The sequence below is a fragment of the Streptococcus sp. SC1 genome (assembly GCF_030272855.1).
Classification (GTDB): domain Bacteria; phylum Bacillota; class Bacilli; order Lactobacillales; family Streptococcaceae; genus Streptococcus.
Window position 1 is genome coordinate 182,818 of record NZ_JAQCMU010000003.1, and the last position, 13,465, is coordinate 196,282.

Annotated in this window: 13 protein-coding genes; 10 read left to right on the forward strand and 3 right to left on the reverse strand. The window is 41.9% G+C overall.

The window, feature by feature from the left end; translation table 11 throughout:
- Positions 1-26 precede the first annotated feature (26 nt).
- The gene (gene ccdA2 / locus PAN94_RS06150) at positions 27-734 is read left to right on the forward strand and encodes a thiol-disulfide oxidoreductase-associated membrane protein CcdA2 (protein ID WP_125390679.1); all 708 of its coding nucleotides are present in this window, start codon (positions 27-29) and stop codon (positions 732-734) included.
- A gap of 12 nt (positions 735-746) precedes the next feature.
- Entirely contained in the window at positions 747-1,298 is a 552-nt protein-coding gene (gene sdbB, locus PAN94_RS06155; RefSeq protein WP_005589801.1) for a thiol-disulfide oxidoreductase-associated lipoprotein SdbB, read from the forward strand.
- Positions 1,299-1,346: 48 nt separating this feature from the next.
- Here sdbB and PAN94_RS06160 read toward each other — a convergent pair whose 3' ends face one another.
- From PAN94_RS06160 to PAN94_RS06170, 3 genes are read right to left on the reverse strand one after another with little or no spacing between them, the layout of a single operon-like run.
- Positions 1,347-2,579 (reverse strand): NAD(P)H-dependent oxidoreductase, encoded by a 1,233-nt coding sequence (locus PAN94_RS06160; RefSeq protein ID WP_005589802.1) that lies wholly within the window; start codon positions 2,577-2,579, stop codon positions 1,347-1,349.
- Between the two features lie 22 nt (positions 2,580-2,601).
- On the reverse strand, positions 2,602-3,210 hold the full coding sequence (locus tag PAN94_RS06165) for an NADPH-dependent FMN reductase (protein WP_005589803.1): 609 nt from the start codon (positions 3,208-3,210) through the stop codon (positions 2,602-2,604).
- Between the two features lie 19 nt (positions 3,211-3,229).
- On the reverse strand, positions 3,230-4,159 hold the full coding sequence (locus tag PAN94_RS06170) for an FAD:protein FMN transferase (protein WP_353048970.1): 930 nt from the start codon (positions 4,157-4,159) through the stop codon (positions 3,230-3,232).
- A gap of 229 nt (positions 4,160-4,388) precedes the next feature.
- On the opposite strand from PAN94_RS06170, the gene nox reads away from it, so the two are divergent.
- From nox to PAN94_RS06210, 8 genes are all read left to right on the forward strand, one after another.
- Entirely contained in the window at positions 4,389-5,768 is a 1,380-nt protein-coding gene (gene nox, locus PAN94_RS06175; RefSeq protein WP_285875137.1) for a H2O-forming NADH oxidase, read from the forward strand.
- A 202-nt stretch (positions 5,769-5,970) separates the two neighbouring features.
- Complete coding sequence (locus PAN94_RS06180; protein WP_285875138.1) at positions 5,971-6,789, forward strand: PrsW family intramembrane metalloprotease; 819 nt, start codon at positions 5,971-5,973, stop codon at positions 6,787-6,789.
- A 182-nt stretch (positions 6,790-6,971) separates the two neighbouring features.
- The gene (locus PAN94_RS06185; protein ID WP_285875139.1) at positions 6,972-8,525 is read left to right on the forward strand and encodes a ClC family H(+)/Cl(-) exchange transporter; all 1,554 of its coding nucleotides are present in this window, start codon (positions 6,972-6,974) and stop codon (positions 8,523-8,525) included.
- 127 nt (positions 8,526-8,652) lie between these two features.
- Positions 8,653-9,525 carry an iron uptake system protein EfeO gene (gene efeO / locus PAN94_RS06190; protein ID WP_285875140.1) on the forward strand — a complete coding sequence of 291 codons (873 nt, stop codon included), beginning with the start codon at positions 8,653-8,655 and terminating at the stop codon, positions 9,523-9,525.
- 4 nt (positions 9,526-9,529) lie between these two features.
- On the forward strand, positions 9,530-10,738 hold the full coding sequence (gene efeB, locus PAN94_RS06195) for an iron uptake transporter deferrochelatase/peroxidase subunit (RefSeq protein WP_285875141.1): 1,209 nt from the start codon (positions 9,530-9,532) through the stop codon (positions 10,736-10,738).
- Positions 10,716-12,416 carry an FTR1 family iron permease gene (locus PAN94_RS06200; RefSeq protein ID WP_285875142.1) on the forward strand — a complete coding sequence of 567 codons (1,701 nt, stop codon included), beginning with the start codon at positions 10,716-10,718 and terminating at the stop codon, positions 12,414-12,416. The genes efeB and PAN94_RS06200 overlap by 23 nt, the downstream gene beginning before the upstream one ends.
- The gene (gene tatC, locus PAN94_RS06205) at positions 12,406-13,113 is read left to right on the forward strand and encodes a twin-arginine translocase subunit TatC (RefSeq protein ID WP_285875143.1); all 708 of its coding nucleotides are present in this window, start codon (positions 12,406-12,408) and stop codon (positions 13,111-13,113) included. The genes PAN94_RS06200 and tatC overlap by 11 nt, the downstream gene beginning before the upstream one ends.
- Positions 13,113-13,298 carry a twin-arginine translocase TatA/TatE family subunit gene (locus PAN94_RS06210; protein ID WP_061423004.1) on the forward strand — a complete coding sequence of 62 codons (186 nt, stop codon included), beginning with the start codon at positions 13,113-13,115 and terminating at the stop codon, positions 13,296-13,298. Before tatC ends, PAN94_RS06210 begins: the two co-directional genes overlap by 1 nt.
- Positions 13,299-13,465 lie beyond the last annotated feature (167 nt).

Genomic DNA, 13,465 nt, shown 5'->3' on the forward strand with positions numbered 1-13,465 from the left:
GAAAACACATCTTAAAGGAGGTTGGGATGGAGTCTGGTTTATTTTTTGTTTCGGTCTTTTTGGCTGGAATTCTCTCGTTTTTCTCACCCTGTATCTTTCCCTTATTACCAGTCTACATAGGGATATTGCTGGATGAAGAAGAGCCTAGAGAAGTCAAGTTTTTAGGCAGAAAGATCGCTTGGACTGGTCTGATCAAGACCTTGTGTTTCATTGCTGGAATTTCTTTAGTTTTCTTTCTACTAGGCTTTGGTGCAGGATTCTTAGGCAGAGTGATTTACGATGAGAAATTCCGTTATCTGATGGGGATCATCATCATTTTGCTCGGAATTCACCAGATGGAGCTGATTAATATCAGGCAGTTACAATTCCAGAAAAATGTGGAATTTAAGAAAGACAGTCGTCGGAATGATTTTCTTTCAGCCTTTTTGCTTGGTATTAGTTTCAGTTTTGGTTGGACACCTTGCATTGGACCTGTCCTTAGTTCGGTTCTGGCTCTAGCTGCCTCTGGAGGAAATGGAGCTATCCAAGGAGCGCTCCTAACACTGGTTTATACTTTGGGAATGGCTTTGCCATTTCTCATCTTAGCTCTAGCTTCTAGCTTCGTTATGCGGTATTTTTCAAAAATCAAACCCTATATGGGGCTAATGAAAAAAATTGGAGGAGCCTTAATCATTTTTATGGGAATCCTTCTCATGCTCGGGCAGTTAAATGCTTTATCAGGAATTTTTGGATAAAAGGAGAAAAAGATGAAAAAAATTCTTTCGCTAGTTGTTGCTTCGATAGCTTTTCTGACACTATCAGCTTGTTCATCTGACGAAAAGGGGATGGATAGTCAAAGCCAGTCCAATACAAGTGTCCAATCGCAGGTTGCAGTTGGTCAGGAGGCACCGGACTTCACTCTCCAGTCAATGGATGGAAAAACTGTCAAGCTTTCTGATTACCGTGGGAAAAAAGTCTATCTGAAGTTCTGGGCTTCTTGGTGCGGACCTTGTAAGCGAAGCATGCCAGAATTGGTCGAGTTAGCTGGTAAAAAAGACCGTGATTTTGAAATATTGTCTATTGTAGCACCGGGCCTCCAAGGAGAGAAGTCTGTTGAGGACTTCCCAAAATGGTATCAAGAACAAGGATATAAGGATGTGCCCGTCCTATTTGACACGTCTGGTGCAATCTTCCAAGCCTATCAGGTTCGCAGTATTCCAACCGAAATCCTCATTGATAGCCAAGGAAAAATTGGGAAGATTCAATTTGGAGCAATCAGCAACGAAGAAGCAGAAAAGGCCTTCAAGGAAATGAAATAAAATAAAAAAGAATGGATGTAAAAATCCATTCTTTTCATTTTGTTCTGATTAGGCACTAGCGCCAGATGTTGCATCGGCATCTCCACCGCCGTGACCACCGCCAGTATCTGAAGCACCAGAAGTGGCGTCGGCGGCTGCAGCTGCAGGAGCAAAAGGACCGCTTCCTCCAACCAAGCGTTGACCAGTTGTTTTTAGGTACCAATCTAGCCAAGGTTGGAAGTTGAAGACGATTTCGTTGATACCAGCGTAAGATCCATCAGGATAGTACATTGCTTGGTAGTTGTGGGTATTGATAACACCTGCTGGTGAGCCAGGCACGATTGTACGAACGTACTCTTGATCACCATTACGAAGAACACCAACTACCCATTCCACGTTCTTCATGCGAGCAGCAGGAAGAGAGTTGTGTAGAGTTGAGAGACGGCCACCAGATTGGGATGGTACACGTTTGGCAAACATAGTGTCCGGATCTTGATGAGCGTTGTTATAGTAAAGGAACTGGTTGTTATCATCTGCGTAAGTCAATTCAAACGGCATAGCCTTTAAGAACATGTCGATTTGGTTAACAGTCAGGATACCATGGTCAAGCTTGACATAGGTATCGCCAGAAACAGCACCAACAGCTTTTGCAGCTTTTTCTACCCATTCTGGATCGTCAGGGTCAACTTCTGTGATGGTTGTTGCGATTGGGTTCGTGACATCTAAGTCTTCAGGAGCAATTGGTTTAGGTTTTTTCAATTTTGAGACTACCTCAACATATTTAACAAAGTTATCTAAGCAAGATTCAAGGAATTTAACGGTTCCTTCGTTTGTGATATTGCCTTCATTATCAAAAGCTTCTTTCGCTTTACCAAGAAGGAATTCATTTCCTGGTAAAGTATAAGCATTGACACCTGGAGCATCCAAGATCTTACGCAAATGTACTTGGGCACGAGAGGTTCCTTGGTCGTAGTAGGAAGCTCCTACAATCATGACAGGCTTGCTTTCAAATGGGTGAACCTCATAAGAGAGCCATTCGAGGACGCTCTTGAGAGCTGCTGTAATGGTGTGGTTGTGCTCAGGAGTGGCAATGATGACACCGTCAGCGCGCGTGATGCGGTTGTACAAAAGGCGCAGCTGGAAGGATTCGTCCCATTTTTCATCTTGATTAAAGAGTGGAACTTCATCAATTTCCAAAACTTCCAATTCAAATTTCAGTTTAAATTGTTTTCTGATGAATTCTAGTAATTTACGGTTGTATGATTGGTCTGCATTTGAGCCGACAAGTCCAACAAATTTCATTTGATTCTTTCCCTTCTAGTTCTTACAATTTTTCCCAGTCAAAGTTTTCAGCTTCTTGATGAAGAAGTGCTTGGGCACTTGATAATTTTTCTGTAATTTTAACAAACAGACGGAAGTCATCAAAAAGAGCGTCTAATTTTTGAATGGTTTCGAGGTCAATCAGGTCTCCATTTTTATCAAAGGCTTGAAGTGAGTGAGAAAGTAGGAATTCAGAACCTGGCATAACAGAAGCCTTGAGTTCTGGCGAATCCAAAATTTGACGGAGTTGTAGTTGGGCGCGAGATGAACCCAAAGTTCCATAAGAGGCTCCTGTAATCATCACTGGTTTACCAAGTAATGGATAGATACCGTAAGACAACCAAGCCAAGGCACTCATAAGTACAGCAGGAATAGAGTGGTCATATTCAGGCGTTCCGATGATAACACCATCAGCAGCTTCGATTTTCGCAGCGATTTCTTTAACGATCTCTGGAACTTGCATATCAGACGGTTTGTTGAAAATAGGAATATCTTTGATTTCAATCAACTCGATTTCTGCTTTATCAGCGAAATGCTTTTGCATGTACTGAAGGAGTTGGCGGTTGGTTGATTTCTTTGAGTTTGTACCAACTAGACCGATAAATTTTAACATAGTAGGTTCCTTTCTGGATTTAGGATAAGATTTCTGGGCTGAGACCAGATGAATAAAAAATTTGATGATTTTCTGTAATAACGAAGGCTTCGATTCCATTTTCTTGTTCGACTTTCTCTAAGATGGAAGTAGGGCTCTCCCCGAATAAACGGGTCGTCCATATTTCACCATCGACGGACTTTGATGAAACAATCGTGAGACTAGCTAGTTGATTGTCAATTGGGTAGCCTGTGGTACGGTCAAAAATATGATGATAAACCCTGCCATCTACCTGCAGTTTTCTTTCATATATTCCTGAAGTCACGACAGACTGATTCTGAACTGACAGAAGAGCTAGGTTGTTTCCACGTGGCAAGATTGGATTTTGAATGCCAATCCGCCAGCAACGATTATTTTTTTCATTTAGACCGATGGTTAAGATATTTCCACCAAGATTGATGAGGGCAGAAGCAACGCCTTGACTCCGTAAGAAAGCAGCGATTTTATCTGCAATATAACCTTTTGCAAGGGCGCCTAAGTCGATTTTCATGCCTTCCATTGTCAGAAAAACACTGGAGGCAATTGCATCTAACTCGATACACTCAGGGTCAGTAAGTGACAGCGCTTGCTTGATTTCTTTTGGACTGGGAACTTTTGCATCTGCAAAGCCAATTCGCCAAGTTTGAATCAAGGGTCCCAAGGTAATATTGAGATGACTGTCCGGAGCGAGACTATGTTTTTTTCCCAACTCAATCAACTCAAACAAATCAGGATGGACACAAACGGAATGTTTACCGGCAGCGTGATTGATTTGCATGAGCTCAGAGCTGTCATCATTTGCACTAAAGCGCTTTTCATACAATCTTAGGAGAGAAAATACCTGGTCTAAAAGACTGTCGGCATTTTCATGGAGAATCGAAATAGTGATAGTCGATCCCATTAAATGGATGGATCTAGAAATAAGATCCACTTTTATCACAACCTTCCCTATTAAATTTCTTAATCTTCTCTATTAGTATAACAGAAAGATACCGTTTTCACAATTGTAAATATATAATATTTTCAGAAAGATTGAAATTTTTTGTTTAAAATAAAAGTTAATTGCCAAATTTAAAAAAATTCTGAGCATATATCTTGTAAACGCTAACAGATACATGGTATACTAGTTTGGTAAATTAAATTTAAAGGTGGATTATTCTATGAGTAAAATCATTGTAGTTGGTGCTAACCACGCTGGTACAGCTTGTATTAATACGATGTTGGACAACTTTGGTCATGAAAATGAAATTGTTGTATTTGACCAAAACTCAAATATTTCATTCCTTGGTTGTGGAATGGCACTTTGGATTGGGGAACAAATCGATGGTCCAGAAGGACTCTTCTATTCTGATAAAGAAAAATTGGAAGCTAAAGGCGCTAAAGTTTACATGAACTCACCAGTTCTTTCAATTGACTACGACAATAAAGTTGTGACTGCAGAAGTGGGAGGCAAAGAACACAAAGAGTCTTATGATAAATTGATCTTTGCAACTGGTTCAACTCCAATCTTGCCTCCAATTGAAGGCGTTGAAATCGTTAAGGGGAACCGCGAATTTAAAGCGACTCTTGAAAACGTCCAATTTGTTAAATTGTACCAAAATGCTGAAGAAGTTATTGAAAAACTTGAGGACAAGAGCAAACACCTTGAGCGCATTGCCGTTGTTGGTGGTGGTTACATCGGTGTAGAACTTGCTGAAGCCTTCGAACGTCTTGGAAAAGAAGTGGTACTTGTTGACATCGTAGATACTGTCTTGAACGGCTACTACGACAAAGACTTCACTCAAATGATGGCGAAGAACTTGGAAGACCACAACATCCGCTTGGCTCTTGGTCAAACAGTTAAAGCAATCCAAGGTGATGGTAAAGTTGAACGCTTGGTAACAGACAAAGAAACATTTGATGTGGACATGGTTGTTCTTGCTGTTGGTTTCCGTCCAAACACAGCTCTTGCGGATGGTAAGATTGAACTCTTCCGCAACGGTGCCTTCCTTGTAGACAAGAAACAAGAAACTTCTATTCCAGGTGTCTACGCTGTTGGTGACTGTGCGACTGTTTATGACAATGCACGTAAAGACACAAGCTACATTGCCCTTGCATCTAACGCTGTTCGTACTGGTATCGTGGGTGCTTACAACGCTTGTGGTCATGAACTAGAAGGAATCGGTGTGCAAGGATCAAACGGTATCTCTATCTACGGTCTTCACATGGTTTCAACTGGTTTGACACTTGAAAAAGCCAAAGCTGCTGGCTATAACGCAACTGAAACTGGCTTTAACGATCTTCAAAAACCAGAATTTATCAAACACGACAACCACGAAGTTGCCATCAAGATTGTCTTTGATAAAGACAGCCGCGAAATCCTTGGTGCACAAATGGTGTCTCGTGACTCTGCAATTAGCATGGGAATCCATATGTTCTCACTTGCTATCCAAGAGCATGTAACAATTGACAAGTTGGCCTTGACAGATCTCTTCTTCTTGCCACACTTTAACAAACCATACAACTACATCACTATGGCTGCACTAACAGCTGAAAAATAATCAATGAAAGTCCCGATGAGGGACTTTTTTGTTGCTTGTTTTATCAAGTTGAATTGTCAATACAATACAGAACAAGGCATATATATTATAAGTTTATCGACTAGTACAATAATTAATAATCATTCTAATGAGTCTTAAAATTAGTTCTATTTTAGATTTTTTTGTTATACTAGGATGAAAATAAAATTTTAGAAAGTTACTTATGAAGAAAAACATTGTTCTTTTCATTTTTCTCCTTCTGAGCGCGATTGGCTTGGAATACGAGACGCAAGCTTATACTACTGGCAGTATGTCAGGTACTGGTTATGGAATTGTCGGACTGTCAGCCCTTTTGGCCCTGATTTATATCATTCCAGCTCTACTTTTGATTCGCGGCTTGGGTAAAAAATGGCAGACGCCTGCATTTAGCCTTGGGATTGCTCTGCTAGGTGGGCTATTCATTTCTGGATGGACGTCTGGCTTAGCCAATACTTATATCCACGAGTGGGTCAGCACGAGCTTTCCAAATACTGTGATCAGTTATCTGGAGAATGCCCTCGCAGCTCCACTGGTTGAAGAGCCGCTCAAGCTTTTGGCAGTTGCTTTCGCTGTCTATCTAGTGCCAGTCAAAAAACTTAAAGGCTTTTTACTATTGGGAATTACAGCTGGCATAGGTTTTCAGATTAGTGAGGACTTTTCTTATATCCTTTCCGACCTACCTGAAGGATTTTCCTTCACGATCTCTGGTATTTTAGGCCGTATCACAGGAGGGGTAGCTTCTCACTGGCTTTACACTGCTTTGACCACTATCGGATTAGCTCTGATGTTCCGATTTGCTAAGACTCAAAAGGTCTACTTTAAAGCTGGTCTATTTTACTTCTTATCAGCTTTTGTTCTCCACTTCTTCTGGAACTCTCCATTGACTTCTATTGAAACGGATATCCCAGTTATCGTTCCTGCTATGACTGCTGTAGCTGTCTTCATTTTCTACCAAGCTTATCGAACAGCTCACAAGATTGATCAGGAAGATTTGTCAATCTAAACACGAAACGACCTTCAAGGTCGTTTTTTGATGTTTAAACTGCATTTTTGGCATTTTTTTAACTCTGAGGGAGTTGATGTTAAAAGTTTTACATTCAAAAGTAAAATGTTCATGGCTATCGCCTTGTTTCTGGCCCATATTTTGTGCTAAAATGTTGCTATAAGATCTTTTGGAGAGAGATTATGATCAAACAAAAAGAACAGATTTCTGATACGAGAAAAGAATTTAATTTTATGTCCAGCTCCATCATTTCCCAAGTATCTAGGGGGATTCTGGTGGGTATTTTTGCTGGACTAGTAGTGGGTGCATTTCGTTTTTTGATTGAGAAAAGTTTTCACCTGATTCAGGCGGCTTATGTGAGGGGCAGGAGCGAGTGGTTTTGGCTAGTAGCCTTGCTTTTCTTGTATGCTTTCATTGTCTTTGTAAATGCTAGATTGGTAGCTACGGAAAAGGATATAAAGGGTTCAGGGATTCCACAAGTTGAGGCCGAGTTGAAAGGCTTGATGTCACTTTCTTGGTGGAGCATTCTCTGGAAAAAATTCTTAGTTGGTATTTTAGCGATTTCCAGTGGCTTGATGCTGGGACGTGAGGGACCGAGTATTCAGCTAGGAGCGATGAGTGGCAAAGGCATATCTAAGTGGCTGAACTTGAGTCCAGTAGAGGAACGGACCTTAATTGCCAGCGGTGCAGCTGCGGGCTTGGCTGCAGCTTTTAATGCGCCAATTGCAGGTTTGCTTTTTGTTGTTGAGGAAGTGTACCATCATTTCTCCCGCTTCTTTTGGGTTTCAACCTTGGCTGCAAGTTTGGTGGCGAATTTTATTTCCCTGTCTATATTCGGCCTGACCCCCGTTTTGGATATGCCGGATAATATTCCTTTCATGGGGCTGAATCAGTACTGGATTTATATCTTGATGGGCCTGTTTTTAGGCTTGGCTGGCTTTCTCTACGAAAAAGCAGTTCTTAATATTCATTTGGTTTATGAAGCCCTAGGAAAATTTTTTAGAATACCAAAAGCTTACTATCCGATTTTTGCCTTTGTTTTAATCGTTCCGATTGGCTATTTTCTGCCTCATTTGCTGGGCGGTGGAAACCAGCTGATTCTGTCTTTGACGAGTGCACATTACACAGTTGGAACCTTGCTTCTCTTCTTCTTACTCCGTTTTGTATGGAGCATGATTAGTTATGGCAGCGGCCTTCCTGGTGGTATTTTCCTGCCCATTCTGGCTTTAGGTTCTTTACTAGGCGCAGCAATTGGAGCACTTTGTGTGGAGGCTGGCTTTATCACGCAGGAACAATTTCCAATTTTTATCATCTTGGGAATGAGTGGGTATTTTGGCGCCATTTCCAAAGCTCCGCTGACAGCTATGATTCTCGTGACGGAGATGGTGGGAGATATTCGAAACCTCATGCCACTGGGCTTGGTTACACTGATGGCTTATATTGCTATGGATCTGCTAAAGGGAGCTCCTGTCTATGAAGCCATGCTTGAAAAAATGCTGCCAGATCGGATTGAAGATGACGGAGAGACAACCTTGATTGAAATTCCTGTTTCAGAAAAAATCGCAGGTCGGCAGGTGCATGAATTGGAGCTACCGCATGGCGTTTTAATCACGATGAATATCCATAAGGGTAAGACTCAGACCGTTAATGGAGCCAGTCGTCTCTACTTAGGAGATACGATTTATGTAGTCGTCAAGAAGTCAGAAATTGGCAAAATTAAAGATATTTTGCTTTAAAATACTTGTTTCTTGACTCAGAAAGAAGAGTTTTATTATAATTATCTGACAATTTATTGAAATATGAGAAATAAATTGTTATAATTTATATGAATTCGCCCCTTTTAGGGAAAATAAAGGAGTCAAGATGAAAAAACTTGGAATTGTCTTATTGTCAACAGCTATTTTACTGACTGGCTGTGCTGCTAATCAAAAATCGAATACAAGTGCCAGCAGTTCGGAAGCTAAAACAAGTCTATCGTCCTCTGACCAGAAAGCTTTGGATAAGGCAACAGCAGAGTATAAAGCCTTTGTACAGAAAGAAATTGATCAATTATTGACGGATACGGAGAAATTCAGAGATACGCTCAAAGAAGGCAAGCTTGACGAAGCCAAGAAAATGTATCCGCTAATTCGCATGAGCTACGAGCGTTCAGAGCCGATTGCCGAAAGCTTCGGAGAGTCTGATGTGAAAATTGACTTCCGCTTAGCTGACTATGTGGATGAAAACAAGACTGAAGAAGGCTGGTCAGGCTTCCACCGGATTGAAAAAATTCTGTGGGAAAGCAATACAACGGCTGGTACGGAAAAATATGCAGACCAGTTGGTCAATGACATCAAAGAATTAAAGGCTAAAATCGCGACGGTTGAGGTCACACCAGACATTATGCTGACTGGTGCAGTTGACCTCCTTAACGAAGTGGCGACCAGCAAGATTACTGGTGAGGAAGAAATCTTTTCACATACGGATTTGTATGACTTCCGTGCCAATATCCAAGGGGCAGAAAAGATTTTCGAACTCTTTAAACCTTTGATTGAAAAGAAAGATGAAAAACTGGTAAAAAGTATAGAAACTGAGTTCAAGAATGTTAATAGTTTGTTAGACAAGCACATGACGGATTCTAAGAATTATAAACTGTATACCGAATTGAGCAAGGAAGATACTAAAGAGCTAGGAGAAGCTGTCACAAAACTAGGCGAGCCTCTCTCACAAATGGGTATCATCCTAGATGGGAAGTAAGAAGATGACCAAGGACGAAAAATGGTTTAATAAAAAAATGGATCGTCGGGAATTTCTTAAAAAAGCAGGGATTGGAGGCGCAGGCTTAGCACTTGGTGTCTCCAGTGCATCTGCTTTTTTCGCTAATCAAGCGAAGGAAGACAAAAAATTGTCTGACGGTGATGAAGAAATCAGTTTTTACGGTGAGCATCAAGCTGGCATCACAACAGCCATGCAAAAGAATATCTATTTTGTCATCCTGGACTTGCATACGACGGATAAAGAGACCATTATCCAGATGTTCAAGGACTGGACCGCTTACAGTGAAAAGTTGGTCAATGGAGAGCTAGTCAAAAAAGATGGTTCTAATGTCCTCTTGCCACCTACGGATACTGGAGAAACGGTCGGACTCAACCCTTACCGACTGACCTTAACCTTTGGCGTCTCCGCTTCTTTTCTGAAAAAAATGGGCTTGGAGGATAAAAAGCCTAAGGAATTCCGCGACTTGCCTCCTTTCCCTAAGGAACAACTAAAAGAGAAATATACTGGTGGGGATATTGTCATTCAAGCTTGTGCGGATGATGAGCAGGTGGCTTTTCATGCCGTTCGTAATCTAGTTCGTAAAGCGCGAAATGCTGTCACCATGAAATGGAGCCAGGCTGGCTTTGCTGCCATTGGCGATCGTATGTCTACTCCCCGCAATCTATTTGGTTTTAAAGACGGCACGGCCAATGTCACCAAGGAGAAAGATTTTGATAAGGTGGTTTGGTGTGATAGCAAGGACTGGATGAAGGGTGGCTCCTACATGGCTGTCCGTCGGATTCAGATGTTTCTTGAGACTTGGGATCGGACCAATCTGCAAGAGCAAGAAAATACCTTTGGCCGTTATAAGGAGAGCGGAGCGCCCTTTGGCAAGAAGAATGAATTTGACGAGGTAGACTTGGACTTGCTTCCAGTTGATGCACATGTACGGCTGGCCAAAGAAGTCGACAAGCCTCTCTATCGTCGTTCCTATTCTTATTCGGATGGGATTGATGAAACAACCGGTCAATTTGATACAGGTCTCCTTTTTATCTCTTTCCAAAAGGATCCCGACAGCTTTATCAAGGTGCAGACCAATCTTGGAGCACAGGATAAGATGAATGAATATATCACCCATGTGGGCAGTGGCTTGTTTGCTTGCTTCGGTGGTGTCAAAGAAGGAGAATATCTTGGTCAGAAATTATTTGAATAAGATCCTGTTTTTACTTTTGGCGCTCGTACTCCTAGCTCAGCCTGTATCGGCTGAGGATTCTTATAGCAGTCTCTTTATCAAGATTACGGATGCCAGCACAGCCGTTCAAAAAGGCGACCAAGCTAGTGCCAAAGAATTGCTGGAGGAAATCCAGACAGAATTTGCGGCTTTAAGCAACCATGACTCAGCTGCAGGGAAAGAGGTCAGCAAGGCATTGGCTATCTCAGGCGATGTGACAGAGGACAAGCTGACCAAGGTTTCAGCTGCTCTTTTAGCTTTTGAAAAGGAGCAGAATCCCGTTGATCTTGAGGCGGAAAAAAACAAGCTGGTCAATAAATTAGAATCAAAATTTCAAGCTCTTCAGGCAGCGATTGAGAGCAAGGATCTTGAAAAGATTCGTGAAGCCTATAAAAAAATGAATTCGACTTGGACCGCCAATGAAGGAGTGGTGCGGGATCATAGCACGGCTCATTATGGCAAGGTGGAAACGGCCATTTCATTTTTACGGAGTGCCATTGAAACAGAGCCAACGGATTTTGAAGCTATTCAAACTTCCTATGATGACCTGAGAGCAGCGATTGATAGCTTTGTCAAGGGAGAAGAAGCGACAGCTAGCAGTGAGAATCTTACACTGGCAGATGGTATTGGCCTGCTAAAAAAAGCTCTGCTTGCTTTCCAGAAGGGGGACGAGAAGCAGGGCAAGGCTGCGATGAAGAAATTTATTACGATTTGGCCAAGCGTTGAAGGGGATGTCAGCACTAAAAATCCTTCCCTCTATACCAAAGTAGAAAGCCAGTCGCCTGTCATCATGGTGAAAGGCAAAGATAAGGACTATCAAGACCAGCTAGAGTCCTTGATTAGTGAGCTAGAACAGATTGACACCAGCGGATCATATACTTTCTTTGATGCCATGCTGATTTTGTTGCGCGAGGGCGTTGAGGCTCTCTTGATTGTGATGGCACTTGTCACGACGCTCAAGGCCTCCAAGATGAAAAAAGGTCTCAAATGGGTTTATACTGGTGCTGGCTTGGGCGTACTAGCCAGTGCGGCCATTGCTATTTTGCTGCAAACTCTTTTTCCAGCCGTCGCCTCTGGCTCCAATCGTGAAATCATTGAGGGAGCAGTAGGGATTTTTGCGGTTATCATGATGATTTTGGTCGGCATTTGGCTCCACAGTAAGTCCTCTGTCAAGAAATGGAATGACTTCATGGAAAGTCAGATGCAGGCAGTGACAGCTAGTGGTAGTTTTATTTCCATGTTTGCCCTGAGCTTTCTCGCTGTTTTCCGTGAGGGGGCGGAGACCATCTTGTTCTACGCAGGAATTTTACCGCGCATTACTGCTCTAGATTTCTTTTTAGGACTGGGACTTGCTATCTTGGTTTTAGTCTTGCTTGCAATTCTAATGACCAAGGCCAGCAGTTTGATTCGCCCTCATCGGATTTTCTTTGGTCTGACCTGGCTGATTTATGCCTTGGCCTTTAAGATGTTAGGTGTCAGCATTCATGCCCTGCAATTAACAGCTATTTTTCCTAGTCACTTGCTGTCTCATCTTCCAACCATTGATTGGCTGGGAATTTATCCGAGCCTAGAAGTAGTACTAAGTCAAGCCATCTTTCTTGTAGTTGTTCTTTATGTGACATTTAAGAATCGGCAAAAGGAGCGAGCAGATGCCAAGTAAGGAACAGACGATTGTTGAGCACTTGGCGGAATTTAGATGGCGCTTCCTTGCTGTCTTAATCTGGTTCGGTTTGATTTTTCTGCTCAGTCTACTTTTTGCAGCGGATATTTACAAATGGCTGACCGCTTCCTTTGAGCAGAAGCTGATTGTATTGGGACCAGACGACATCCTTTGGATTTATATTAGCTTGGCTAGCCTTGTGGCTTTCTCATTGACCCTGCCTTTTATGGTCTATCAGCTTTGGGAATTTATCCGCCCTGCTATGAGAAATAGTGAGGCAAAGGCAATTTTTGCTTACATACCAGCTACATTTTTCAGTTTTGTCTTGGGCTTGGCCTTTGGTTTTTACTTTGTCAGCCCCGCTATTTTGCAAGTTTTGCTTTCTTTAGGAGATGGTTTGTTTGCCGTCCAGATGACAGCGCAGAACTATCTGTCCTTTCTGTTTCACACGACCATTCCGATTGCTTGTTTGTTTGAATTGCCTGTCATTGTGGCCTTTCTGACATCAATCGGTTTGCTCAAACCGCAATTTTTGATAAAATATAGACGCTATGCCTATTTCGTTTTATTGGTATTAGCAGTTGTTTTGACGCCGGCTGATTTCATCAGTGACTTGTCAATGACAGTGCCACTGATTTTGCTGTATGAAGTCAGTATCCTACTGAGTAAAATGATTGAAAAAAGGAGAACATCGTAATGGGAATTTTAAAAGACATCGGACTACCAGGGCTTATCGTTATCGTCCTAGGTGCCTTACTGATTTTTGGGCCAAAACGTCTGCCAGAGCTAGGGCAGTCTATTGGAAAAATGTTTTCAGAGTTTAAAAAGGCAGTTGATGGAGGAGCAGAAGACTCCAACTCAGAAAAAGATAAGAAAGAATAAAACACGGGCGACCGTGTTTTTCTTAATTTCCGAACATTATCAATAATATATCTGAAATATTTTACAAAACCTGTACCTTGTGATATACTTTTTCTGGAAACGTCTGGATAGATGTAGCGATGCTGAAGAGCATAGGTAGGTCATTTTTAAGTATTGATAAGGAGTTT